This window comes from Phenylobacterium sp. (genome assembly GCF_041916435.1).
GTDB lineage: Bacteria > Pseudomonadota > Alphaproteobacteria > Caulobacterales > Caulobacteraceae > Phenylobacterium.
Map to the genome: position 1 here is coordinate 892121 of NZ_JAYRZM010000001.1, position 23984 is coordinate 916104.

Sequence of the window (23984 nt, forward strand, 5' to 3'; positions counted from 1 at the left end):
CGCAGCCCCGGAACGTCAGTCGGTGATCAGCCCATGCAGCAGTCCGTCGAGCGTGACGTCGATCAGCTCGTCCTGGGCGGCCCAGTCGAAGTGGGGACGGTGGATGACCAGATGCACCACCCCGTGGCAGGCGCCCCACAGCGCCTGGGCGGCGCTGTCGGCCGTGCCCCGGCGCAGGCGGCCGGCCGCGGCGATCTCGCGCACAACGCCGCTGAAGATCTGGTAGCAGCGGTCGCCCAGGTCCTGCATGCCCTCGTTCCACAGGCTGCTCACCGCAGGCCCGGGCGCGAACACCAGCTCGTAGGCGTTGGGATGTCCGAAGCCCCAGCGCATGTAGGCCTCGAGCATCATCTGCACCCGGGTCACCGGATCCAGCGGCAGGGCCGAGAGCTCGCTGTTGCGCTCCAGAAGCTGCTTGATCGTCGCTTCGCAGATCTCGAGCAGGATGCTGCCCTTGTCCTGGAAGTGCATGTAGAGGGCCGTCGAGGAGACGCCGACCTCGTCGGCGATCTTCCGAATCGTGGCGCCCTCGTAGCCCTCGGCGACGAAAATGCGCTCGGCCGCATCCAGAATCTCCGCTCGGCGCAAGTGGCCGTCGCCCTTGGGTTTGCGGGCCGATCTACGCGGGGTGGTGGTTGCTGCCGTCAAAACCCCAGTTCCCTCCCATTCCTGAACACTGTCAGGGGACGGCAAAACGCCCGCTGTTGCAAGTCCGTAACACCGGTTTCGCCGGCTGAGACCTCTTGCCGCGCCCGGCCCCGCCCGCCGGGCGGACTGGACGGGCGAGCCGCGCGGCGGCTAAAGCACGGCCCATGAGCGCCCGCCGCCCCGTTGTCGCCGACGCCCCAGAGGTGATGCGCACCCGCGGGTGGCCGGACTACGCCCTGATCGACTCCGGCGACGGCCGCAAGCTGGAGCGATACGGTCCCTACTCGGTGGTCCGGCCCGAGCCGCAGTGCCTGTGGCGCCCGCGCCTGGACGCGGCGAGGTGGAACGGCGCCGACGCCGTGTTCGACCCCGCCGACGAGGAGGACGCCGGCCGCTGGCGCTTCGGCGGCAAGCCGGTCGAGGCCTGGCCCCTGGCCTGGAACGGCGTGCGGTTCAACGGCCGCTTCACCGCCTTCCGCCACCTGGCGTTCTTTCCCGAGCAGGCCGCCAACTGGACCTGGCTCGACCAGCGCGTCCGCGCCCACGGCGGATCGCCCCGCGTGCTGAACCTCTTCGGCTACACCGGCGTCGCCAGCCTGGTCTGCGCCGCCGCCGGCGCGGCGGTGACCCATGTGGACGCCTCGAAGAAGGCGATCGGCTGGGCGCGGGAGAACGCCGCCCTCTCCGGTCTGGACGACCGGCCGATCCGCTGGATCTGCGAAGACGCGCGCCGCTACGTGCAGCGCGAGGCCCGGCGCGGCTCGCGCTACGAAGGGATCATCCTCGATCCGCCCAAGTACGGCCGGGGCCCCACCGGCGAAGTGTGGCGCCTGTTCGAGGATTTGCCCGAGCTTTCCGCGCTTTGCGCTGAACTCCTGTCGGATCAGGCCTCGTTCCTGATCCTCAACGCCTACGCCGCGCGCATCTCCGGCGCAGCCCTGGCGGGCCTGCTCGCCGACCGGCTGGACGGGCGCGGCGGCTCGATCCAGTGGGGCGAACTGGCGCTGGTGGAGGAGAGCGGCGAGCGCGAGATCGGCCTGTCCTTCTTCGCCCGGTGGACGTCGTGAACGCCCGCCTTGTCACCTCGCTGACCAATCCGACGGTCAAGGCCGTCCGCGCGCTCCATCTGCGCAAGGAGCGGGAGGCCACGGGCCTGTTCGTCGCCGAGGGCCTAAAGATCGTCACCGAGGCGGTGGAGCTGGGCCGCGCCCCGAAGATCCTGCTCTATGGGCGCGAGGCCGCCGGCCACCCGCTGCTGAAGAAGGCGATCCAGGCCACCGAGGCGGCCAAGGGCGAGGTGATCGAAGTCACCCAGGACATCCTGGCCAAGGTCTCCCGCCGCGACAATCCGCAGGCCGTGGTGGGCGTGTTCGCCCAGGTGTTCACGCCGCTGGAGGCGATCCGGCCGCAGGCGGCGGACTGCTGGGTGGCCCTGCACCGGGTGCGCGATCCCGGCAACCTGGGCACGATCGTGCGCACGGCCGACGCCGCCGGCTGCGGCGCGGTGATCCTGGTGGGCGAGTGCTGCGATCCGTTCTCCGTGGAGGCCGTGCGGGCGACCATGGGCTCGATCTTCGCCGTGCCGATCGTGCGCGCCGACGAGGCCGCCTTCGCCGCCTGGCGCGAGAGCTGGCCCGGATCGGTGGTGGGCACCCTGCTCACCGCCACCAAGGCGCATCACGAGGCGGCCTATCGCAAGCCCGCGCTGATCCTGATGGGCAACGAACAGCAGGGCCTGCCGCCGGAGATGGCCGCCCTGCCCGACGTGAACGTGAAGATTCCCATGCGCGGGCGGGCCGACAGCCTCAACCTCTCCGTCGCGACCGGGATCATGATCTACGCCGCGACGGCCTAGGCGCGCGCGGTGAAGACCCTGCTGATCGTCTGGCACTCGCGCACCGGCGGCTCGCGGCAGATGGCCGAGGCCGCGGCGCAGGCGGCCCGCGCCGAAGGCGAAGTCGATGTGCGGCTGCGCCCAGCACATGAGACGACGGCCGACGAGGTGCTGGCCGCCGACGGCTACCTCTTCGTCTGCCCGGAGAACCTGGCGGCGATGAGCGGCCAGATGAAGGAGTTCTTCGACCGGACCTACTATCCGGCGCTGGAGCGCCTGAACGGGCGGCCCTACGCGGCGATGGTCTGCGCCGGCAGCGACGGGGAGAACGCCGTGCGCCAGATCGCCCGCATCGCCACCGGCTGGCGGCTGAAGGCGGTGGCCGACCCGATCATCGTGGGGACCTCGGCCCAGACGCCCGAGGCGATCCTGGCGCCCAAGACGATCGGGCAGGACGATCTTTCCCGCTGCGCCGAACTGGGTGCGGCGCTGGCCGCGGGCCTGGCCTTGGGCGTCTTCTAGCCCCCGGCCCGCCTCAGCGCGCGACCAGGGCGCCGGCGAAGTCGATCACGCACATGGAGGCGTAGACGGCGTGGCGGCCGCAGCCGACGCCCGCCGCCTGATAGGCGCGGCCGAAGATGTTCTTGCGGTGCCCGCGGCTGGCGACGCCGCTGTCGATGACGAGCTGGGCGACCACGCCGCGCGGATCGGCGAAGCCGTAGGAGATGTTCTCGGCCATCAGCCCGGCCCAGACGCCGCGGCGCTGCAGGCGCTGGCCAAGGGTCTCGCCGCCGGGCCCGGCGTGTCCGACGCCGCCCTGGCCGCCCTGTTCGCGCACGTGGTCGCGGGCGGCCGCGGAGAGGCGCGCGTCGAGCTTCAGCGGCGGCAGCGGCGACTGGTGCATCAGGAAATCGATCGCCTCGGCGAAGGCGCCGGGATCCCAGTCGGCGTAGCTCTCGAAGCCGCCTCGCGAGGCGCCGGCGTCGGCGGCGCTGCGCAGTTCCTCGGCGTACTGCCTGGGATGGGCGCGGGCGAAGTTGATCTCGTCGAGAACCCCGCCCTCCAGGCCCTCGGCGCGGGCGCCCTGCGGCTGAACGAGGAGAAGGGCGAACCCGGCGGCCACGGCGAGGACCGCCGCGCGAAAAGGCGTGCGCATTGCTGCACCTGTCGTTTCACGCCCCTCGCCATGAGGTCTAGCACGACAGGGTTTCGCAGACGTAAGCCCGCGGCGTGCGACAGCGCGTCACGTGCCGCGCGGCTTGGCCCGCGTGGTCGCCGCCGCCGCGGCCGGATCCTCGGGCCAGACGTGCTTGGGATAGCGTCCGCGCATTTCGGCGCGCACGTCCTTCCACGAGCCGCGCCAGAAGCCGGGCAGGTCCTTGGTCATCTGGATCGGCCGATGGGCGGGCGAGAGCAGCGCCAGGGTCAGCGGAACCTTGCCGCCGGCGACCGCCGGGTGCTCGGAAAGGCCGAAGACCTCCTGCACGCGCACGTCCACGCGCGGCCCGCCCTCGGCGGCGTAGTCGATGGGCAGGCGCGAGCCGGTGGGCGCGGTCCAATGGCTGGGCAAGGCCGCTTCGAGGCGCTGCAGCCTGTCCCACGGCACGAGCGTGCGCACCGCGCCGTCCAGCACGTCGGGCCTGAGCTCGGCCAGCGAGCGCACGCCGTCCAGCAGCGGAGCGAGCCATTCGTCCAAGCGATCGGCGAGCGCGGCGTCGGAGAGGTCGGGCCAGTCGGTTTCGCCGAGGTCGCGCAGGAAGGCGATGCGGCGGCGCAGGGCCTTCGCCGCCGGCCCCCAGGGCAGAGCCCCCACGCCCTCGGCGCGCACGCGCTCCAGCAGCGCGCGCGTGATGACGGCCGGATCGGGATTGTCGTCGACGGTCTCGCGCACGACGATGCGGCCGAGCCGGGCGAGCCGCTTGGCGCGCAGCTTGCCGCCGCCGGTCTCCTCGACGCGGTCTTCATATGAAAGTTGACCGGCGAAGGCGGCCAGCAGTTCGGCCTCGTCCACCGGCGCGGCCAGCAGGATGCGGTCGCGCCGCTCGCCACCGCCCAACTCGGCGACGGCCAGCCAGCGCGCCTTGGCCAGGGCGTCGGTCGGCTCGACGAAGGCGCCGCGTCCGCTGACGAGCTGGAATTCGCCGGCGCCGCCCCGCGCGCGGGCGATGCGCTCCGGATAGGCGAAGGCCAGGAGCAGGCCGTCGTCCAGCGCCCCGCCCTTCCCTTCCGGGCCGGCCAGGCGGGTCCAGCGCTCGGCGAGCGCGCGGGCGTCGCGGGCGCGCGGGCTCCGGTCGCGGGTCAGGTTCTCCAGGCGGTGGCGCAGGTCCACGTCGCGGCCGCCCAGGCCGCGCTCGGTGACGAGGGCGGCGATCTGCGCCGCGCGGGCCGCCTGGCCGCTCTCGGCCGCCTTGATCACCATGTGCGCCAGGCGCGGCGGCAGGGGGAACTCGCCCAGGCGCTCGCCGTGCGCGGTCAGCACGTCCGCCTCGTCCAGCGCCTCCAGGCGGCGCAGCAGGGCGCGGGCCTCGGCGAAGGCGGCGGCCGGCGGCGGATCCAGGAAGGCCAGGTCGGCGGGGTCCCTCGCCCCCCAGCGCGCCAGGTCGAGGGCGAGGCTGGAGAGGTCGGCGTCCAGGATCTCCGGATCGGCGAAGGCCGGCAGGGCGCGGGTCTCGGCCTCGTCCCACAGCCGGTAGCAGACGCCGGGCTCGGTGCGTCCGGCCCGGCCCCGGCGCTGGTCGGCGGCCGCGCGGCTCACCCGCACGGTGGCCAGGCGCGTGAGGCCGCTGGCCGGATCGAACCGCGGAACCCGCGCCAGGCCGCAGTCGATCACCACGCGCACGCCCTCGATGGTCAGGCTGGTCTCGGCGATGGAGGTGGCCAACACCACCTTGCGCCGGCCGGGCGGCGAGGCGGCGATGGCGCGGTCCTGGTCGCGGGGATCGAGGGCGCCGTAGAGCGGGTCGATATCCACCTCGGGCCGGCGCACGCGCTCGCGCAGCAGCGCCTCGACCCGGCGGATCTCGCCCTGCCCGGGCAGGAAGACCAAGAGGCTCCCCGTTTCCTCGGCGAGGCCCCGCTCGACGGCGCGGACGACGCGGTCCTCCAGGCGCAGGCGCTCGTCGCGGCCGAGGTAGCGGGTGTCGACCGGATAGGTCCGCCCCTGGCTCTCGACCACGGGGGCGTCGTCCAGCAGGCGCGCCACCGCCGCCCCGTCCAAGGTGGCCGACATCACCAGGATGCGCAGGTCCTCGCGCAGCAGGCCCTGGGCCTCGCGGGCGAGGGCCAGGCCGAGGTCGGCGTCCAGGCTGCGCTCGTGGAACTCGTCGAACACCACCGCGGCGACGCCGGAGAGGCCGGGATCGGCGAGGATCATGCGGGTGAAGACGCCTTCGGTGACCACCTCGACGCGGGTGCGGGCCGAGACGCGCGACTGCATGCGCACGCGAAAGCCGACGGTTTCGCCGACCGGCTCGCCCAGGGTCTTGGCCATGCGCTCGGCCGCGGCGCGGGCGGCCAGGCGCCGGGGCTCCAGCACGATGATGCGGCCGTCCGCCCGCCAAGGCGCCTGCAGAAGCGCCAGAGGAACCACGGTGGTCTTGCCCGCGCCGGGCGGCGCGACGAGCACGGCGCAGCGATTTTCGGCCAGCGCCGCCTCAAGCTTCGGCAAAATCTCGTGGATCGGGAGCATCGAGGCGGTCTAGCCGGGCGCCAAGCCATCGCCAAGCCGTCCGGCGAGCGCCTCGGGCGCTTGTCGCTTGACCCCGGCGTGACAACCACGCAACGCTCGCGCCCAGTTTTGAGCGGCGCGGGGGTCGCTCTCTCTCAGGAGGTAATATGTGGCGCGTTAAGCCGCTCGACGCGATCCTGGCGACCGCGGAAAAGAAATCGCTGCACCGCTCGCTGGGTGCGTTCCAACTCACCATGCTGGGCGTCGGCGCCATCATCGGCACCGGGATCTTCGTTCTGACGGCCGAGGCGGCGCAGAAGGCGGGCCCGGGGATGATCGCGGCCTTCGTCATCGCCGGTTTCGTCTGCGCGGTCGCCGCGCTCTGCTACGCCGAGATGTCGGCGATGGTGCCCGTCTCGGGCTCGGCCTACACCTACAGCTACGCCGTGATGGGCGAGATGATGGCGTGGATGGTCGGCTGGGCGCTGATCCTGGAATACGCCGTCGCCGCGGGCGCGGTGTCGGTCGGCTGGTCCGGCTACGTCGTCGGCCTGATCCAGAACGCGTTCCACATCCAGATACCCCTGGCCTACGTGCGCGGCCCCTTCGACGGGGGGCTGGCGAACCTGCCGGCGGCGGGCATCGCCCTGGTGGTGACCGCCCTGCTGGTGATCGGCACGCGGGAGTCGGCGACGGTGAACGCCGTGCTGGTGGCCATCAAGGTGGCGGCCCTGACCCTGTTCATCGCGCTGGCCCTGCCCGTGCTGAAGATGCAGAACTTCACCCCCTTCGCCCCGCTGGGCTTTGGCGGGATTTCGGCGGCGGCGGCCTCGATCTTCTTCGCCTACGTCGGCTTCGACGCGGTCTCGACGGCGGCCGAGGAGACCAAGAACCCGCAGCGCAACATGCCGATCGGCCTGATTGGCTCGCTGGCCATCTGCACCGTGTTTTACATCCTTGTGGCCTCGGGCGTGATCGGCACGGTCGGCGCCCAGCCGCTGCTGGACTCCGCCGGCCACGGCCTGCGCCCCGGCAGCCCCGCGCTGAGCCAAGCCTGCCAGGCGATCGGCGACGCCAAGGTGGTCTGCTCGAAGGAGGCCCTCGCCTGGACCATGCGCGAGATCGGCTGGCCGCAGATCGGCAACCTGATCGGCCTGGCCGCCGGCCTGGCCCTGCCCTCGGTGATCCTGATGATGATGTACGGCCAGACCCGCATCTTCTTCGTGATGAGCCGCGACGGCCTGCTGCCGAACGCCCTGTCCAGCATTCACCCGAAGTTCCACACGCCGCACGTGATCACCATCATCACCGGCGTGTTCGTGGCCCTGTTCTCGGCCTTCTTCCCGGTGGGCATCCTGGCGGACATCTCCAACTCGGGGACGCTGTTCGCCTTCCTGGTGGTGGCGATCGCCGTAGTGGTGCTGCGCAGGACCGACCCGGACCGCCACCGGCCGTTCCGCACGCCGGCCGTGATGTTCGTGGCGCCGCTGGCCGGGGCCGGCTGCATCTACCTGTTCTTCAGCCTGTCGATGGAGACGAAGCTCCTGTTCGTCAGCTGGGCCGTGATCGGGCTGGTGGTCTATTTCCTCTACGGCTACCGCAACAGCCACATCGCGCGCGGCATCGTCGACGTGCCCGAGCTGGCCAGCGACGCGCCGCCGGAATCGGTGCCGCCGATGCCCGGCGCGCCGCCGCCCGGCGCCCACTAGGCGCTGCGCCAGATCGACGCCAAAGGCCCGGGGCTCGCGCCCCGGGCCTTTTCATATGGCCTGCGGCGTCCGATGCTAGGCGCTCAAACGCCAAGGACGCGCCGTGACCGCCGAGCTCCCCATCCACGCCCTGATCGCCCCCGTCACCCCGCTGCAGCAGAACTGCACGATCGTCTGGTGCGCCAAGACCAACCGGGCGGCGATCATCGACCCCGGCGGCGAGGTTCCACGGCTCCTGAAGGCCGTCGAGGAGAAGGGCCTGACCCTGGAGAAGATCTGGATCACCCACGGCCACCTCGACCACGCCGGCGGCGCCAGCGCGCTGAAGGACGCCACCGGCGCGCCGATCGAGGGACCGCATCCAGACGACGCCTTCTGGATCGACCAGATCACCGCCGACGGCGGCCGCTGGGGCATGCCCGAGGCCAAGTCTTTCACCCCGGACCGCTGGCTGGCCGACGGCGAGAAGGTGACGGTGGGCGAGACCGAGTTCGAGGTGCTGCACTGCCCGGGCCACACGCCGGGCCACGTGGTGTTCTTCCATCGCGGAGCGCGCTTCGCCCAGGTGGGCGACGTGCTCTTCCAGGGCTCGATCGGCCGCACGGACTTCCCGCGCGGGAACTACAAGCAGCTCATCGAATCGATCACCGGCAAGCTCTGGCCGCTGGGCGACGACGTGCAGTTCGTGCCCGGCCACGGCCCGATGTCGACCTTCGGCCGCGAGCGCCGCACCAATCCCTTCGTCGCCGACGAGGTGCTGGCCGACAGCTAAGCTGAGCCGTTTCAAGCGTGAAATCTGGTCGTCACTCCTGGGTCTGACAATGGCGCGCATGGACACCCGCACGGAACAGGCTTCCGAGAACGCCCGCATCCTGATGGTCGACGACGACCCGGGCATCCGCGACGTCGTTTCCGACTTCCTGGGCAAGCACGGCTACGCGGTGGAGACCGCGGCGGACGCGCGCGAGATGGAAGTGGTGCTGGAGAAGGGCGCCGTCGACCTGATCGTGCTCGACGTGATGCTGCCCGGCGAGGACGGCCTGGCGATCTGCCGGCGCCTCGCCGCTTCCGGCGGGCCGCCGATCATCATGCTCTCGGCCATGGGCGAGGACACCGACCGGATCGTCGGGCTCGAGCTGGGCGCGGACGACTACCTGGCCAAGCCCTGCAATCCGCGCGAGCTCCTGGCGCGGGTGCGCGCGGTGCTGCGGCGGGCCGAGCAGCGCGGCTCCGCCGGCGGCATCGGCGCCGGCTGCGAATTCGCCGGCTGGCGGCTGGACCTGGTGCGCCGCGAGCTGCGCTCGCCCCAGGGCGTGGTGGTGAACCTGTCGAGCGGCGAGTTCTCGCTGCTGCGGGCCTTCGTCGAGCGGCCGCAGCGCGTGCTGACCCGCGACCAGTTGCTGGACTTCGCCCGCGGGCCGGATTCGGACGCCTTCGACCGGGCCATCGACGTGCAGATCAGCCGCCTTCGCCGCAAGCTCGACGACGGCGGCGGCCAGGACCTGATCCGCACCATCCGCAACGAGGGCTACATGTTCACCCCCAAGGTGAAGCGCACATGAAGGCGCTCGGCGCCGGCAAGCCCACGGCGTCCCTGTTCGGTCAGCTTCTGGCGCTGATCATCGTCAGCCTGATCGCGGCCCAGGCGATCAGCCTGTTCCTGGTCTTCAACCTGCCGCCGCCGGTGCCGGACTTCTACCGGCTGAGCGAGGTGACCGAGACCTTCCAGGGCCATCCGCCGCGCTTCACCGTGCGCCGTCCCCTGGTGGTGTCGACGAGCCGGCGCGCGCCCTCCCCGCCCCTGGAATCGCGCATGACGCCGCTCATGCGGGCCGAACTGGCCCAGGCGCTCGGGGTTCCGGTCGACCGCGTGGTCATCTCGTCGGACAAGGGCCGCTTCTCAGACCGGCGCGCCTACCGGCTGGTGCGCGACCGGATCGAGCGCGAGGGCGGCGACCGCGAGGGGCCGGTGCTGGTCACGCCGTTCGAGGTGGGCGTTCAGCAGGCCGACGGAACCTGGCGCGTGGTGCGGCCGATCAAGGGCTTCGGCCTGAGCAGCTGGCAGCAGCGTATCGTGCTGTGGTTCGTGCTGTCGGCCATCGCCATGGCGCCGATCGCCTACCTGTTCTCGCGGCGGCTGTCGGCGCCGATCAGCCTGTTCGCCGAGGCCGCCGAGCGGCTCGGCCGCGACCCCGGCGCCGAGCCGCTGACGCTCAAGGGTTCGGCCGAGATCGACGTGGCCGTGCGCGCCTTCAACGGCATGCAGGAGCGCCTGCGCCGCTACGTCGACGACCGCACGGCGATGGTGGGCGCCATCGCCCACGACCTGCGCACGCCGCTCACCCGCCTGCGGTTCCGGATCGAGAACGCCCCGGAAGACCTGCGCGGCAAGATGGCCAGCGACCTGGATCAGATGGAGGAGATGATCTCGGCGGCGCTGACCTTCGTGCGCGACGCCACCCGGCCCAGCGAGCGCACGCCGCTGGAGCTGTCCTCACTGCTGGAGAGCCTCTGCGACGAGATGGCCGAGACCGGCGCCGACACCGAGGTCGAGCAGAGCGACAAGGTGATCATCCACGGCGATCCGGTGGCCCTGCGCCGGCTGTTCACCAACCTCCTGGAAAACGCCGTGAAGTTCGGCGGCCGGGCCCGCACCCGCGTCTTCCGCGAGGGCGACACCGCCATCGTCGAGATCGCCGACGACGGCCCGGGCATTCCCAAGGACGACGAGGAGAAGGTGTTCGAGCCCTTCTACCGCCGCGAGCCCTCCCGCAGCCGCCAGACCGGCGGCGCGGGGCTCGGCCTGGCCGTGGTCCGCTCCGTGGCGCGCGGACATGGCGGGGACGTGCTGCTGCGCAACCGCCACGCCGGCGGCCTCACCGCGCGGGTGCAACTGCCCCTCTGAACGGCCCGCGCCGGAATAAAGTTTTTGCAGCGCAACCGTTTGCGCCCTTTGCGGGTTTGCTTAGCTGTAGCCGCCGCGTGACCGCGCCGCGCTCCAGCCCGCCGCCGAAGCGGCCGTGGCCGGACCCGACGTCCAGGGCCGCGCAGCGGCGTGCCAAGCCGCGAGGAGCATGTGATGGCAAGCCTGGAAACCCCTTCGAAGCCTAGGGCCCGCCGCGGGTTCGCCGCGATGAATCCGGAGCGCCGGCGCGAGATCGCGCGCAAGGGCGGCGCCAGCGTGCCCGGTGAAAAGCGCAGCTTCGCCAAGGACCGCGACCTGGCCGCCTCGGCCGGCCGCAAGGGCGGCGAGGCCTCGCGCGGCGGCGGCCGGCGCGGCGCGCACCTGGAAAGCTGATTCCCGGCGGCGAGACGCCCGCGCCGCTCAGGCGCGGGCCGTTCCCGCCGCGGTCTGGGTGAGAAGCATGACGGCGAAGGCCGGATCGGGGCTGCGCCAGCTCCGCGCCAGGGTCCAGCCCGCCCGTCCGGCCAGATCGGCGAAGCCCTCCAAGGTGAACTTGTAGGAGTTCTCCGTGTGCAGGTGCTCTCCGGCCTCGAACGAGAAGACCCGGCCCGCCACGCGCACCTGCTGGGCGACGCGGCTCACCAGGTGCATCTCCACCCGGCTCTCCTCCGCGTTCCAGACGGCGCGGTGATCGAAGGCGTCAAGATCGAAGTCGGCGCCCAGCTCGCGGTTCATCCGGGCCAGCAGGTTCTTGTTGAAGGCGGCCGTCACTCCCTGGGCGTCGTCGTAGGCGGCTTCGAGCACGTCGGCGGGCTTGACCAGGTCGGCGCCCACGATGAACGCCGCGCCCGGCCCCAGCAGCCGCCGCGCCGCCGACAGGAAGGCCTGGGCCTCGCTCGGCGTGAAATTGCCGATGGTGGAGCCGGGGAAGAAGCCGACGCAGGACAGGCCCGCCACGGCGTCCGGCAAGGCGAGCGCCCTGGTGAAGTCCTCGGCCAGCGGCGCGACCTCCAGGTCGGGATAGTCGCGCCGGATCGCCGCCTCGGCCGCCGCCAGGGCGTCGGGGCTGATGTCGATGGGCGCGTAGGCGCTGATCTGCGGCGCGGCGTCGAGCACCAGGCGCGTCTTGACGCTGGCGCCGCTGCCGAACTCGACCAGGGCCGCGCCCCTGGGGATCGCCTGGGCGATCTCGCCGGCCACGCTTTCCAGGAGGGCGATCTCGGTGCGCGTGGGATAGTACTCCGGCAGCTCGCAGATCGCCTCGAACAGGCGCGAGCCCTCGGCGTCATAGAAATACTTGGGCGAGATCGCCTTCTGCGGCTGCGACAGGCCCTCGACGACATCATCGGCGAAGCCTGGCGCTTCGGACGCCTCCTCGGCCGCCGGCCCGTCGTCGGCCAGCCGCACCCCAGAGAACATCCAGCGCTGATGGGGATGGAAGAAGTTGCGGTATGTGGCGCGCACGTGCCCGTCGGGCGTCACGCAGGCGCCGCCGCGCAGCACCATCTGGCCGGACATGAACTTGCCGTTGTATTCGCCCACCGCGCCGGGCGCGGCCTTGAACCCCGGATAGGCCGCATAGGCGCTGCGCGTCCACTCCCAGGCGTCGCCGAACATCTGGCGCGGACCGGAGCCATGATAGGGCGCGGCCGGCGCCAACCGCCCCCGCGCCAGGAACGCGCCGCGCACCGGCAGCCCCTCGGCCGCATGCTCCCACTCCGCCTCGGTGGGCAGCCGCTTGCCGGCCCAGGCGGCGTAGGCGTCGGCTTCGTAGTAGCTCACGTGCGTGACCGGGGCGTGCGGGTCCAGCGGGCGAAGCCCATAGAGCGTCATGGCGCTCCAGCCGCCCTCGCCGTCGGCCTGCCAATAGAGCGGCGCCTCCCATCCGTCGGCCTGCGCCAGGGCCCAGCCGTCCGACAGCCAGAACTCGGGGCGGCGGTATCCGCCGTCGGCGATGAAGGCCAGCCATTCGCCGTTGGTGACCAGCCGGTCGGCCAGCCGATAGGGCTGCAGATAGACCTTGTGGCGCGGCCCTTCGTTGTCGAAGGCGAAGCCCGGGCCGTCGTGGCCGATCTCGCAAAGGCCGCCGCCGAACTCCAGATAACGCAGCGGGCCAGGGTCGGCCGACGCCGCGGCCGGCGCCGGGGCGTAGGCCGGCTTCAGCGGCGACTGGGCGAACAGGTGCAGCACGTCCATCAGGATCAGCTCCTGATGCTGCTCCTCGTGCGCCAGCCCCAGGTCGAGCAGGTCGCCGAGCGCCTCGGCGTCCGGGCTCTCCAGCAGGCGCGCCATCGCTGCGTCGACATGGGCGCGGTAGGCCATCACGTCCGACACACCCGGCCGGGTCAGCAGCCCCCGCTGCGGCCGCGGCTGACGCGGGCCCAGGGCCTCGTAATAGGAGTTGAAGAGGTAGGCGAAGCGCGTGTCGAACACCTTGTAGCCGGCCAGGTTCGGCCGCAGCAGGAAGGTCTCGAAGAACCAGGTGGTGTGCGCCAGGTGCCATTTGGTGGGGCTGGCGTCGGGCATCGACTGGGCGGCCTGATCCTCGGCCGACAGGGGCAGCGCCAGGGTCTCGGACGCCTTGCGCACCGCCCGGTAGCGCTCGAGCGGGCTCAAGCTGAGATCGCGCTGGGCTCCGCCGCCTTGCAGCCTCGCGGTCGACGACAAATCCTGGGTGAACGGCGCCATCGTCTGTCTCCACGTCGGTTGTTCTGGAACGGGTGCAAGCACGTGCGCCGCGACCGCGGCCGGGGCTGCAACCCAGATAGGCGCCCCGCCTGAGCGATCCAAGACGCGCGCGGCGCATCCAGCGGAACAGTTGGACGGCCGGAGCGTTGAACGACCGCCGCCGGGACGGGCTGGCCCCGGCGGGATGGGAGAGCCCGTGACCGCCTCGGCCGAATGGCGCGACCTCATCGTCGCGATGATCCCGACGCTTCGGGCGTTCGCCTGGTCCCTATGCCGGAACGGCGCCGAGGCGGACGATCTGGTGCAGGACACCCTGGCCAAGGCCTGGGCCGCGCGCGACCGCTTCGCGCCGGGCACCAACCTGCGGGCGTGGCTGTTCACGATCCTGCGCAACACCTACTACACCAGCGCCGCGCGCCGCCGACGCGAGGTGGCCGATCCGGACGGCGCCTACGCCGCCTCGCTGCGCACGCCGCCGAATCAGGAATGGAGTGTCGCCGTGCGCGCGCTGCGCCAGGCGCTGGACCGGCTGCAGCCCGACTACCGCGAGGCCCTGGTCCTCGTCGGCGCGGCCGGCCTCAGCTACGAGGAGACCGCCGAGATTTGCGGGTGCGCGGTGGGCACGATCAAGAGCCGGGTGAACCGGGCGCGCATCCGCCTGTTGAAGGAGATGGAGGCCGATGAGCCGGCCGACGTCATGGCCGAGCCGCAGACCCTGGAGCGCGGCTGACCCGCCGCCCCTCAGCCGCCGCGGCGGCGCTGGAGCGCCGGAGCGTCCTGGCGCTCGTCGGCGGCGTCGAGCTGCTCGAGCACCGATTTCAGGCGATCCGGCAGCGGACGCTGGGCGATCGTGCGGTACATGGTCCGCAGCGCCTCATCGATCGCCTTGTTCCTGGCCGCGCGCCCCGCGCTCATGCCGCCCTCCCGGATAGCGGGTTTGAGATAGCATGGGCGCCTAAGGTTAACGCCGTCCTTCGCCCGCCAGGAGATCGGCCCTCGCCCGCGGCAGGGTCCGGCCCGCGGCCGTTCGTAGACTGAAGGATGTTGGATGGCGGTGACGGAGGGATTCGAACCCTCGGTACGGCTTTACACCGTACAACGGTTTAGCAAACCGCCGCCTTCAGCCACTCGGCCACGTCACCGGCATTGTTTCTTGTGCGGGTTGTCTCCCGCCCCGCCGCACCCCGCTGCGTCGCCGGGTTTGGAAAGGACGCCCTCCATAGCCGAAACCACCCGGCCGGAGCAACGGCGTATGACGCCCTATCGCGATGCGATCGTGTGGGCGCCCGGCGGCAGCGAACTGCGCACGAAGCAATCATGCCCCGAAGCCTTGTAGGCGGCGCAGAATCCCTGGGCGTCGCCCGAGGTGGGGAAGCCGTGCACCAGGGCGCGATAGAGGGTGCGCCCGCCCACGTCCACCTTGACCGTGGCGAACGAGGTTCCGGCCAGGCGGTCGCCGAAGCGCGCCGCCGCCGACTGGAGCGCCTTGATCGCGCCGGCTTCGCTGTCGGACGCGCCGATCTGCACCGCCACGGGCGAGCGTGGGCCCGGCGCGACCGGACGGGGCGGCTGCGGCGCGGGCGCGGCGACCGGCGGACGCATCGCCGGGGCCGGGCTCGGCGCCGCCTGCCTGGCCGGCGCCGGCTGCGGCGCGCTGGCGGGCGCCTGTTGCACGGGCGGCGGCGCGATCGGCGCCTGGGGCCGAGGCTGGGGTTGGGCCTGGGCTTGGAGTTGGGGCTGCTGTTGCGGCGCCTGGGCGAGCTGTTGCACCGGCGCCAGCGGACGCCGGAAGCCCTGGTCGCAGACGGCCGAGACCACGGTGAACAGGTGCGTGCCCGACGGCGGGGACACCCATTCGGCCGAACCGCCCGCCTCCCGCGGCGGCCCGCGCAGGTTGCGCAGAGGGAAGTCGAGGATCCGATTCACCTTGCCCTTGCGGCTCTGGCAATCGACCTCGACGTCGGCCGCCCAGGAGTAGTTGCCGGTTTCGCCGATCGTCTCGGCGCTGATCACCTCGGAGCGAATCTGGGCGCGAAAGACGCTGCCCGACGGCGCGTCGGTGCGGTTGACGGCCATCACGCCGATGACGTTCGCCGGGCTGACCGAGATCACGCTGTTGGGGTCGAGATTGGTGTTGGCCTGCAGCCAGGCGACCAGGGTGTTGCGGTCCAGCGAACTCGGAAGGACGACGGCCTGCTGCGCCCACGCCGCGCCGGCCATCGCGGCGCAGACCGCCGCTCCGCTCATGAACGCCAAGAGTTTCAGCCGCACGCGACGCGCCCCTTCACCAAATCCCATGAGCTGGCGCGAAACAACCGGCTCGCGAACGACCCTAGCCAGAGTTCGCCTGAAAGGCCAGCTAGCCCAAGGCATTGCAGCGATCCGCGCACCCCGGCCGCGCCAGGCGCTGCGGCGAACCAGCGCATCTGTCGCAGGGTGACGGTTCGCCGTCTTCCCAGACAAAATTAAGCCCAACTTGCCGTTAATCGTAAACGAGCTGGGGCAAGGGCGTGAAACTGGCGGACCCGCGCTGGTTTCAGCGGAGGAGAATTGCGGGATGGTTTCGCTGCCATACGCGGATACCGGCTTGCGCCGCAGCGCGCCGCTGGTGCGTCACACAAGTACTTGGGCCTCGTTGTTCAATTGGAGGCTGGCGCTCGTTCTTGTCCTGAACGTCGCGCTCTGGGCCGGCGTCGCGAAGCTCTTCGCCGCCGCGACCGCCTGACCGAGGTCTCCGCGCGCGCTGACTTCGTGGGGCAACGAAGTCTTCACGGCGGAGGTCCAGCGTAGGAGCGGAGGTCGTTCATGACACGCCCCGCTCCGCACGTTGTCGCGCGCATAGTCCTGGCCGCCGCCGCCCTGGTGTGCGGCGTGGGCATGATCGGCCCGTTCCAGGGCGTGGAAGAGGCGTTCGTCCCCTGGGACAAGGCCGCCCACTTCCTGGCCTTCTACGGGCTGACCGCCCTGCTCTTCCTGTCGTTTCCGAACCGCCGTCGGGTGGACCTGGCCTTCATCGCGATCTGCGCCGGCGCCGCGGTCGAGGTGCTGCAGGCGATGACCGGCCGCGACGCGGACATCGGCGACATCGCCGCCAACGCCGTGGGCGCGTTCGCCGTGCTCGGGCCGACCTTCATCGAACCGCTGCGCGCCCTGTCGCGGGCGCCGCAAGCGCGGCCGATCGAGCGCCGCCGCCCCGGAGCCATGGCGCCGGCCGGCGGCGATCCGGCGGACGACGAGGACGCCGCCCCGGCGACGTCGCGCGCCTAAGCAGTAAAATCGCCCGCCTTTACGAAGCCTATACTTTGAAAGGATAGGCTTTTTTGTAGATCGGGGGTAGCGGCGATGCCGAGATTCGATCTCTACGAGAAACGGGCGGGAGCCGCGCGGCGCGCGCGGCCGTGGAACCCCCTTCGCGTCTTCATCTGGATGCTGCTGTTCGTGAGCCTCGCGCTCTGGCTCTACAGTCTCTGGCGGCGCTGAGCCGCCGCCGTCCAGGCGCAGCCGAACAATTTCGCCTTCAGCGTCGCGCCGCGACGAAGCCCACGTAGATCATCATCGCCCAGACCGCCGTAGACAAGGCGATCGACGCCAGACGTGACCAGCGCACCACACCCATAAGATCGCCCCCGAGAACTTGCGGATACCGCGTCGCTTCCTGCGAATATCACTGTAGATCACGCTTGGACGGCCTGTCCCCGGCGATCAACTCCCGCGTGAAGTCGCGCCGGCCGGCAAGACCGCAAAGCGCGCGCCGCCACGCCGCGCATTAACCTGACAATCAGACGCCCGGCGCATCTTGCGACGCCAGCCGAGCCGAATCCTCAATCCGATGAACCCCGTAGCCGACCTTCAGCGCCCGTCCGCCCCCGCCCCGACACCGGGTGACGCCGCAGCGGCCTCGGGCGCGGATCGGCGCGGGCCGTTTCGGCCGGAACGCCTGATTCCCGCCCGCACGCGCCTGCACGGCCGGCTGCTGGCGCGCCTGTTCCAGCTCGGCGACGCGATGGTGGTCGCGGCCGCGACGGCGGCCGTCGGCCTGCGCCTGCACGCCGGACCGGGCGGCGCCGCGGCCCTGCTGGCGTCGGCCCTGGCGATCCTGGCGGCCCTGGGCATCTTCAAGGCCTATGAATTCGGCCGCCGCGAGGGGCTGGCGCGCCACCTGGTCCGCATCGCCATCGCCTGCGCAGTCGGCCAGGCGGTCGGCTACCTGGCGATCGCGCTCTCGGTTCCGCCCGACGTCCTCGCCGCGGCGATCGGCGCCTGGGCGCCCGGCGTCTTCGCCACGCTCCTCATCCTGCATACGGCCTGGTGGGCGGCCGTGCGCCGCTGGCGCGCGAGCGGCCGGTTGGTGCCCAACATCGTCATCGTCGGGGCGACCGGCGCGGCCGAACGGCTGATCGAGTCCCTGCTGGCGAGCCGCGAGGTCAATGTGCTGGGGGTGTTCGACGACCGGCACGCCCGCGCGCCCGGCGCGATCCGCGGCGTGCCGGTGCTGGGCGACACCCAGGCCCTGCTCGACCATCGCATCATGCCCTATGTCGACCGCATCGTGATCACCGTGCCCTCGCGGGCGCGGGCGCGGGTGCGCGAGCTGATCGAACGCCTGCGCGTCCTGCCCAACGAGATCTCGCTGCTGCTCGACGGCGCGGCCGCCCAGGACGAAGCCGACGCCATCTCCCGCGTCGCCGACGTGCCGCTGGCCCACATTTCCGGCCCGCCGATGAACCACGCCCGCGCCTTCGTGAAGCGCGTGCAGGACATCGTGTTCGGCGTGCTGGCGCTGATCGTGGCCGCGCCGGTGATGCTGATCATCGCCATCGCCATCCGGCTCGACAGCCCAGGGCCGGTGCTGTTCCGCCAGCGCCGCCACGGCTTCAACAACGAAGAGATCGTGGTCTGGAAGTTCCGCTCCATGCGCGTCGCCGAGCAGGACCTGCACGCCAGGCGCCAGGTGAGCGCCGAGGACGACCGCGTGACGCGGGTGGGCCGGTTCATCCGCCGCACCAGCCTGGACGAGCTGCCGCAACTGCTGAACGTGCTGAAGGGCGAGATGTCCCTGGTGGGGCCGCGCCCCCACGCCATCGGCATGATGACCGGCGACGTCGAATCCGCGCGGCTGGTCGCCGAATACGCCCATCGCCACCAGATGAAGCCCGGCATGACCGGCTGGGCGGCGATCCACGGCTCGCGCGGCCCGGTGGACACGCCCGACGCCGTGCGCCGGCGCGTGGCGCTGGACGTCGAGTACATCGAGCGCCAGTCGTTCTGGCTCGACCTCTACATCATGGCCATGACCCTGCCCTGCCTGCTGGGCGACAGCCAGGCGGTGCGCTGAAAGGGCTTCGGGCGGCCCGGCTTTATGAAGCTGAAATGGGTCTTCGCCCAGGTTGCTCTAAACTGCGGGCGCGTGTCCGCTGGATCGAGGGACGGGGAATGTTCTGGCGCGGGGTGCTGGGGTACCTGCCGGTCAATATCGTGCAGGGGATCGTGGGGCTGCTCACGATCGTCACCTTCACGCGCCTGCTCACGCCCGCCCAGTTCGGCGACTACGCCCTCGGCTTTTCGGTGATGAGCCTGACGCACACCGCCCTGTTCACCTGGAACGAGGCCGCCATGGCCCGGCTCTGGGCCGCCGAGGAGGTGAAGGGCCGCGCCGCCGACCACGCCGCCACCATCTACCGCACCTGGCTGACGCTGCTGATCACCCTGCCCGTCGCCGGCTTCGTCGCAGCGGTCTGGCCGATGTCGGCGGGCCTGAAGCTCGCGGTGCTGGCGGGCCTGGCGGCCGTCGTGCCGCGCACCTTCGTCAAGCTCGTCCAGGAGCGCCAGCGCGCGGCCGGCGAGGTCTCCGGCGCGGCGAGCCTGGACATGGCCCAGACCATCGGCGCCTTCGCCATCGGCGCGGGCTTCGCCTGGGCGGGCTTCGGCGGCGCCTCGCCGCTGATCGGCCTGGGCCTGGCCGCGCTAGCCTGCCTGATCTGGCGCGCGCCGGCCGAACGACGGCTGGCGACGGCGGGACGGTTCGAGGCCGCCCGCCTGAAGCCCCACGCGGCCTTCGGCGTGCCGGTGGCGATGTCGCTGATCCTGGCGCTGGTGCTGTCCAGCACCGACCGCTTCCTGCTGGCCGCCTTCCTCGATTCGGAGGCGGTGGGCGTCTACCACGCCGGCTACAGCCTGGCGAACCGCACCCTGGACGTGGTGTTCATCTGGCTGGGCGCGGCCGGCGGGCCGGCCATGGTGATGGCGCTGGAGCGCGGCGGCCGCGAGGCCCTGGCCAAGGCCGCCCGGGAACAGGTCTCGGTGATGTTGCTGCTGACGCTGCCGGCCGCCGTCGGCCTGGCGCTGGTCGCCGCGCCGCTGTCGCAGCTCATGATCGGCGAGGGCCTGGCGGCGCGGGCCGCCCACGTCACGCCCTGGATCGCCGCCAGCGGCCTCTTGGCCGGCCTGACCACCTACTACTTCCACCAGGCCTTCACCCTGGGCCGCAAGACCGTGCTGCTGCTGGTCGCCATGACCATTCCGGCCGGCGCCAACCTGGCGCTCAACCTGGTGCTGATCCCGCGCTTCGGCCTGGACGGGGCGCTCTACGCCACCCTGGCCAGCTACGCCCTGGGGCTGGCGGCGTCGGCGGCGCTCGGCCGGCGGGCCATGCCGCTGCCCATCCCGTGGCTGACCCTGGCCCAGGCCCTGGGGGCGAGCGCGATCATGGCGTTCGTGGTGACGCGCCTGCCCGCGTCCGGCGGCCTGATCGAACTGGCCCTGAAGGCCGGCGCGGGCGCGCTGGTCTACGGCGCCGTCGTCGCCGTGCTCGACGCCGGCCGGCTGCGCAGCCGCGCGCTGGCGATGCTCAAGGCGCGCCGCGCGGAGGCGCACGCGTGAGCCAGACGGAGAGCCTGGCGGACAACGCCGCCTGGCCGGGCGCGACGCCGGCGCTGTCGGTGCTGATCCCGTTCAAGGGCGACGACCCGCGCCGGCTGCTGCAGGCGCTGGGCGACGGCGCCGGCCAGGCCGCAGGCCAGGTCGAGATCGTCGTGCTGGACGACGGCACGGCCGATCCCGAACTCACCGCAAACGTCACCGAGACCCTGGCGGGCCTTTGCCTTCCCGCCCGCCTGGTGACCCTGGCCTCGAACGAGGGCCGCGCCAAGGGCCGCAACCGTCTGGTCGCCCATGCGCGGGGCGGCTGGTTCCTGTTCCTGGACAGCGACATGCTGCCCGACGCGCCCGACTTCCTGGCCGTCTGGCTGGACGAGACGCGCCAGGACACGGCCGTGGCCTTCGGCGGCTTTTCCCTCAAGCAGGCCCCGCCCCTGCCCGAACACGCCCTGCACCGGGCCATGGCCACGCACAGCGACTGCCTGGACGCCGCCGAGCGGCGCCATGCGCCGGAAAAGCACGTGTTCACCTCCAACCTCTTGGTCCGCCGCGACGTGTTCGCCGCCGAGGCGTTCGACGAGGGGTTCGCCGGCTGGGGCTGGGAGGACGTGGAATGGGGCATGCGGGTGGCGCGCCGCTGGCCGATCCGCCACATCGACAATCCGGCCACGCACCTGGGCCTCGACACCGCCCGGACCATGGCCGCCAAGTACGAGCAGTCGGCGGCCAATTTCGCCCGCGTCGTCGCCGCCCACCCCGAGGTCGTCGCCGGCTATCCCAGCTATCGCGCCGCGCGGCTGCTGAAGCGCGCGCCGCTGCGGGGGCTGTGGCGGCCGGCGCTGAAGGCCTTCGCCCTGGCCGAGGCCGCCCCGGTGGCGGCGCGCGCCTTCGCCATGCGGCTCTACCGCGCCGCCCTCTACGCCGAGGCCGTCTGATGACGACGAACTACGCCGACGCCTACCAGCCCGACCGCTCGCTGAGGGGCAAGCTGCGCCGCCGGCTGGTGCGCCTGCAGCACCGGCGGCCGCTGGCGCGCGGGCCTGACCGGCCGATGGTCTCCTTCGCCTTCGACGACGCTCCGCTCACGGCCGCGCAGGCGGGCGCGCGGATCCTGGAGGCGCGCGGCGCGCGCGGCTGCTACTTCGTCTCCGCCGGACTCGCCGGGACCCACGCGCCGATGGGCGTGTGCGCCCGCGCCGAGGACTACCGCGCCCTCGCCGCGGCGGGGCACGAGATCGCCTGCCACACCTTCTCGCACCTGGACTGCGGCAAGGCGCTCGCCGCCGAGGCCGCCGCCGACGTGTCGCGCAACGCCCTGGCCATGACCGCCTGGGGCGTGGCCGCCCCGCGCACCTTCGCCTACCCCTACGGCGACGTGGCCGCCGGCCCCAAGCAGGCGCTGGCCGGACGCTTCTCCATCCTGCGGGCCCTGCATCCGGGGGTGATCGAGCGCGGCAGCGACCTGAACCAGGCGCCGGCCGTGGGCGTCGAGGGCGAGCATGGCGAGGCGACGGCGCTTCGCTGGCTGGCCGAGGCGCTCAAGCGGCGCGCCTGGCTGATCCTCTACACCCACGACGTTCGCCCGGACCCGTCGCCATGGGGCTGCACGCCGCAGACGCTGGAGCGGCTGGTCGATAAGGCCAAGGCCGACGGCTTCGACATCGTCACGGTGGAGGAAGGCGCGCGGCGGCTCGGCCTATAGGGCGCGCTCGGGAATCTCGTCGTCGGGCCAGGCGAGCTTGACGGCGACGATCACGAACAGCACCCAGCGGAAGTCGTGGTAGGTGACCGCCACGCTCTCCGTCAGGGTCTCCAGGCTGTAGACGGCCAGGAACGGGATCGCCAAGAACGCGCCCGGGCCGCGGAACAGCGCCACCACGGCCAGCGCCAGGGTCTGCAGATAGAACAGAGCGAAGGCGCCCAGGCCGAACACCCCCATGCCGAGCCATTGTTCGAGCCAGGAATTGTGGGCGTGCTGCGGGCGAAAGCCGGCCTGCTTGATGATCCAGGCCAAAGGCCCCCAGGGCCCGGCCTCATCCCAGACCGCCCCATAGCCGTAGCCGGTCCAGGGACGTAGCTGGATCTGCCGCCAGACGGCCGCCCAGATCTTGGTGCGCCCGGTCAGGGTGGCGTCCTTGCCGAGCAGCTCGAAGACGGCGTCGGCGGCGAAGAGCGCGATCCCGCCCACGGCGACCAGGCCGACCACCGCCATCCAGATCACCACGACCCGCGTCGCCGGCCCGCGCCGCGCTAGGGCGACGAACACCAGCGCCGCCATGCCGACGATGAGCGAGACCAGCGAGGTCTTGGAGGTCGACATCAGGACCAGGAACACGCTGAGCGCGGCGAAGGCCCACCACAGCCTCGCCCGCACCGGATTGAGCGCGCCGGCCGCGGCCAGGACGACGAAGCCCAGGGTCATGATGCCGCCGAACGCGTTCTTCTCGGGCCACAGCCCGCGCCAGGCGCCGGGGAAGAGTTCGTGCATCACGCCGATGGATGGGACCGCCACGCACGTCGCCAGGGACAGGACGGCGAGCAAGGCGAAGCAGGCCGCCAGGATCTCCGTCAGTCGCGCCCAGCGCCAGCGCGCGGCCACGGCCACGCCGCCAAGGGTGGTGAAGCCGATGGCGATGATCCGGCGCGCCGTCTGGTCGGGCGAGATGGACCAGAAGGTCGAGGCGGCGACGATCGCCATCAGGACCAGCAGGAACGGCTGGCGCGCCGCCGCGGCCAGCGTCTCGCGCGGCGAAAGCGCCGCGACCATCACCGCCGCGCCGTAGGCCGGCAGAAACAGCAGGCGGAGCAGGCCGCCCTCAGACGCGCTCATCTGCTCGCCGAACAGCGGAAAGACCCAGAACTGGCTGTAGATCAGGAACAGGCCGGCGGCCGAGGCGAGCCCGGCGACATCCCAGGCCGTCGCTCGGCGGGGCGCGGGCGCCGCTTGGCCTCCCAGCGCCGAATAGGTCACGGCAGGATCGCCTTGAGGAACGGCGGCTCCTCCACCACGGCGCGGTTGAAGAACAGTCCGGCCACGTCCGCGCCGGTGGCGACGAGGGCGTCGCGCAGCAGCGCCGGCGCCTTGACGTCGGGCTCGTCGGCCGAGACGACCAGGACCGTCTGATCCATGAACGGCGCCACGGTCAGGGCCGCGTCGGAGCGGTCGGCCGAGGGGCAGTCGACGATGATCAGGTCCGCGTGCTTGCGAAGCGCGTTCCAGTAGTCGCGGCTGGGCGAGATGGCGACGGTCTGGCGTCCGCCCAGGGCCTCGGCGCGGAAGCGGGTGACCCACCAGTTCAGTTCGCCGACCTGGTGAGCGGTCAGGTAGCTCGCGGCCGGGGTGATCCGCCCGTCGGCGCCCGCATCCGGCGGCTCCACGGTGAAGAAGATCGATCCGTCAGGGCTGGCGGCCAGGGCCGGGCCGAGTTCGCCGTAGCGGCCGGCCTCGGCGTTCAGCGCCGCGTACTGCGACGAGGCCATCAGGTCGAGGTCCACGAGCCACACCGACAGACGCCCGCGGCCCGCGGCCATGAAGGCCAGTTCGCGAGCGATGGAGGAAGCCCCCTCCCCGCGCCGCGCGGCGACGAACTGGACGAGGCGGCCTCGCCCGGGCGCGTGGCCGCCGAGCGACCTCCACAGCTCCCTTGCCTCGACGCT

At 72.0% G+C, this 23984-nt stretch carries 24 protein-coding genes and 1 tRNA gene; 16 read left to right on the plus strand and 9 right to left on the minus strand.

The window, feature by feature from the left end:
• Window positions 1–15: 15 nt before the first annotated feature.
• On the minus strand, window positions 16–648 hold the full coding sequence (locus tag ACE3TA_RS04360; protein WP_374570808.1) for a TetR/AcrR family transcriptional regulator: 633 nt from the start codon (window positions 646–648) through the stop codon (window positions 16–18).
• Window positions 649–812: 164 nt separating this feature from the next.
• Here ACE3TA_RS04360 and ACE3TA_RS04365 point away from each other — a divergent pair, with 164 nt between their 5' ends.
• Genes ACE3TA_RS04365 through ACE3TA_RS04375 form a run of 3 tightly spaced genes read left to right on the plus strand, consistent with a single transcriptional unit; the run spans window position 813 to window position 3004 of the window.
• Window positions 813–1715, plus strand: a complete 903-nt coding sequence (locus ACE3TA_RS04365) for a class I SAM-dependent methyltransferase (protein WP_374570809.1) — start codon at window positions 813–815, stop codon at window positions 1713–1715.
• Window positions 1712–2503, plus strand: a complete 792-nt coding sequence (locus ACE3TA_RS04370; RefSeq protein ID WP_374570811.1) for a TrmH family RNA methyltransferase — start codon at window positions 1712–1714, stop codon at window positions 2501–2503. The genes ACE3TA_RS04365 and ACE3TA_RS04370 overlap by 4 nt, the downstream gene beginning before the upstream one ends.
• A gap of 9 nt (window positions 2504–2512) precedes the next feature.
• Window positions 2513–3004 carry a flavodoxin family protein gene (locus ACE3TA_RS04375; protein WP_374570813.1) on the plus strand — a complete coding sequence of 164 codons (492 nt, stop codon included), beginning with the start codon at window positions 2513–2515 and terminating at the stop codon, window positions 3002–3004.
• A 13-nt stretch (window positions 3005–3017) separates the two neighbouring features.
• Here the strand turns inward: ACE3TA_RS04375 and ACE3TA_RS04380 are convergent, their stop codons facing one another.
• Both ACE3TA_RS04380 and hrpB read right to left on the minus strand, forming a co-directional pair.
• Window positions 3018–3638, minus strand: coding sequence for a CAP domain-containing protein (locus ACE3TA_RS04380; protein WP_374570815.1), 621 nt, complete (start codon window positions 3636–3638; stop codon window positions 3018–3020).
• Window positions 3639–3725: 87 nt separating this feature from the next.
• The gene (gene hrpB / locus ACE3TA_RS04385; RefSeq protein WP_374570817.1) at window positions 3726–6170 is read right to left on the minus strand and encodes an ATP-dependent helicase HrpB; all 2445 of its coding nucleotides are present in this window, start codon (window positions 6168–6170) and stop codon (window positions 3726–3728) included.
• Between the two features lie 146 nt (window positions 6171–6316).
• On the opposite strand from hrpB, the gene ACE3TA_RS04390 reads away from it, so the two are divergent.
• The 5 genes from ACE3TA_RS04390 to ACE3TA_RS04410 all read left to right on the plus strand — a co-directional run bounded on the left by ACE3TA_RS04390 (window position 6317) and on the right by ACE3TA_RS04410 (window position 11156).
• The gene (locus ACE3TA_RS04390; protein ID WP_374570819.1) at window positions 6317–7858 is read left to right on the plus strand and encodes an amino acid permease; all 1542 of its coding nucleotides are present in this window, start codon (window positions 6317–6319) and stop codon (window positions 7856–7858) included.
• A 103-nt stretch (window positions 7859–7961) separates the two neighbouring features.
• On the plus strand, window positions 7962–8630 hold the full coding sequence (locus ACE3TA_RS04395; protein ID WP_374570821.1) for an MBL fold metallo-hydrolase: 669 nt from the start codon (window positions 7962–7964) through the stop codon (window positions 8628–8630).
• Between the two features lie 49 nt (window positions 8631–8679).
• The gene (locus tag ACE3TA_RS04400) at window positions 8680–9420 is read left to right on the plus strand and encodes a response regulator (RefSeq protein ID WP_374570823.1); all 741 of its coding nucleotides are present in this window, start codon (window positions 8680–8682) and stop codon (window positions 9418–9420) included.
• Window positions 9417–10763 (plus strand): ATP-binding protein, encoded by a 1347-nt coding sequence (locus ACE3TA_RS04405; protein WP_374570825.1) that lies wholly within the window; start codon window positions 9417–9419, stop codon window positions 10761–10763. The genes ACE3TA_RS04400 and ACE3TA_RS04405 overlap by 4 nt, the downstream gene beginning before the upstream one ends.
• A 174-nt stretch (window positions 10764–10937) precedes the next feature.
• Window positions 10938–11156 (plus strand): general stress protein, encoded by a 219-nt coding sequence (locus tag ACE3TA_RS04410; RefSeq protein WP_374570827.1) that lies wholly within the window; start codon window positions 10938–10940, stop codon window positions 11154–11156.
• 27 nt (window positions 11157–11183) lie between these two features.
• Here the strand turns inward: ACE3TA_RS04410 and egtB are convergent, their stop codons facing one another.
• The gene (gene egtB / locus ACE3TA_RS04415; protein WP_374570829.1) at window positions 11184–13451 is read right to left on the minus strand and encodes an ergothioneine biosynthesis protein EgtB; all 2268 of its coding nucleotides are present in this window, start codon (window positions 13449–13451) and stop codon (window positions 11184–11186) included.
• 196 nt (window positions 13452–13647) lie between these two features.
• Here egtB and ACE3TA_RS04420 point away from each other — a divergent pair, with 196 nt between their 5' ends.
• On the plus strand, window positions 13648–14181 hold the full coding sequence (locus ACE3TA_RS04420; RefSeq protein WP_374570832.1) for a sigma-70 family RNA polymerase sigma factor: 534 nt from the start codon (window positions 13648–13650) through the stop codon (window positions 14179–14181).
• A gap of 11 nt (window positions 14182–14192) precedes the next feature.
• Here the strand turns inward: ACE3TA_RS04420 and ACE3TA_RS04425 are convergent, their stop codons facing one another.
• The 3 genes from ACE3TA_RS04425 to ACE3TA_RS04435 all read right to left on the minus strand — a co-directional run bounded on the left by ACE3TA_RS04425 (window position 14193) and on the right by ACE3TA_RS04435 (window position 15722).
• A complete protein-coding gene (locus ACE3TA_RS04425) occupies window positions 14193–14366 on the minus strand; it encodes a NepR family anti-sigma factor (RefSeq protein ID WP_374570834.1) in 174 nt (57 codons plus the stop codon).
• Window positions 14367–14500: 134 nt separating this feature from the next.
• Window positions 14501–14593 (minus strand) — tRNA-Ser (locus ACE3TA_RS04430).
• A 118-nt stretch (window positions 14594–14711) separates the two neighbouring features.
• On the minus strand, window positions 14712–15722 hold the full coding sequence (locus tag ACE3TA_RS04435; protein ID WP_374570837.1) for an SPOR domain-containing protein: 1011 nt from the start codon (window positions 15720–15722) through the stop codon (window positions 14712–14714).
• Window positions 15723–16008: 286 nt separating this feature from the next.
• On the opposite strand from ACE3TA_RS04435, the gene ACE3TA_RS04440 reads away from it, so the two are divergent.
• The 7 genes from ACE3TA_RS04440 to ACE3TA_RS04470 all read left to right on the plus strand — a co-directional run bounded on the left by ACE3TA_RS04440 (window position 16009) and on the right by ACE3TA_RS04470 (window position 22029).
• Window positions 16009–16176: a hypothetical protein gene (locus ACE3TA_RS04440; protein WP_374570840.1), complete on the plus strand. Its 168-nt coding sequence runs from the start codon at window positions 16009–16011 to the stop codon at window positions 16174–16176.
• A gap of 80 nt (window positions 16177–16256) precedes the next feature.
• Complete coding sequence (locus ACE3TA_RS04445; protein ID WP_374570842.1) at window positions 16257–16718, plus strand: VanZ family protein; 462 nt, start codon at window positions 16257–16259, stop codon at window positions 16716–16718.
• A 75-nt stretch (window positions 16719–16793) separates the two neighbouring features.
• Window positions 16794–16931 (plus strand): hypothetical protein, encoded by a 138-nt coding sequence (locus ACE3TA_RS04450; protein WP_374570845.1) that lies wholly within the window; start codon window positions 16794–16796, stop codon window positions 16929–16931.
• A 349-nt stretch (window positions 16932–17280) separates the two neighbouring features.
• Window positions 17281–18786, plus strand: coding sequence for an undecaprenyl-phosphate glucose phosphotransferase (locus tag ACE3TA_RS04455; protein ID WP_374570847.1), 1506 nt, complete (start codon window positions 17281–17283; stop codon window positions 18784–18786).
• A 98-nt stretch (window positions 18787–18884) separates the two neighbouring features.
• Complete coding sequence (locus ACE3TA_RS04460; RefSeq protein ID WP_374570850.1) at window positions 18885–20330, plus strand: polysaccharide biosynthesis C-terminal domain-containing protein; 1446 nt, start codon at window positions 18885–18887, stop codon at window positions 20328–20330.
• Window positions 20327–21262: a glycosyltransferase family 2 protein gene (locus tag ACE3TA_RS04465; protein WP_374570851.1), complete on the plus strand. Its 936-nt coding sequence runs from the start codon at window positions 20327–20329 to the stop codon at window positions 21260–21262. Before ACE3TA_RS04460 ends, ACE3TA_RS04465 begins: the two co-directional genes overlap by 4 nt.
• Window positions 21262–22029, plus strand: coding sequence for a polysaccharide deacetylase family protein (locus tag ACE3TA_RS04470; RefSeq protein ID WP_374570854.1), 768 nt, complete (start codon window positions 21262–21264; stop codon window positions 22027–22029). The genes ACE3TA_RS04465 and ACE3TA_RS04470 overlap by 1 nt, the downstream gene beginning before the upstream one ends.
• Here ACE3TA_RS04470 and ACE3TA_RS04475 read toward each other — a convergent pair.
• Window positions 22024–23298 (minus strand): O-antigen ligase family protein, encoded by a 1275-nt coding sequence (locus tag ACE3TA_RS04475; protein ID WP_374570856.1) that lies wholly within the window; start codon window positions 23296–23298, stop codon window positions 22024–22026. The genes ACE3TA_RS04470 and ACE3TA_RS04475 overlap by 6 nt on opposite strands.
• The gene (locus ACE3TA_RS04480; protein ID WP_374570859.1) at window positions 23295–23858 is read right to left on the minus strand and encodes a sugar kinase; all 564 of its coding nucleotides are present in this window, start codon (window positions 23856–23858) and stop codon (window positions 23295–23297) included. Before ACE3TA_RS04480 ends, ACE3TA_RS04475 begins: the two co-directional genes overlap by 4 nt.
• Between the last annotated feature and the right edge of the window lie 126 nt (window positions 23859–23984).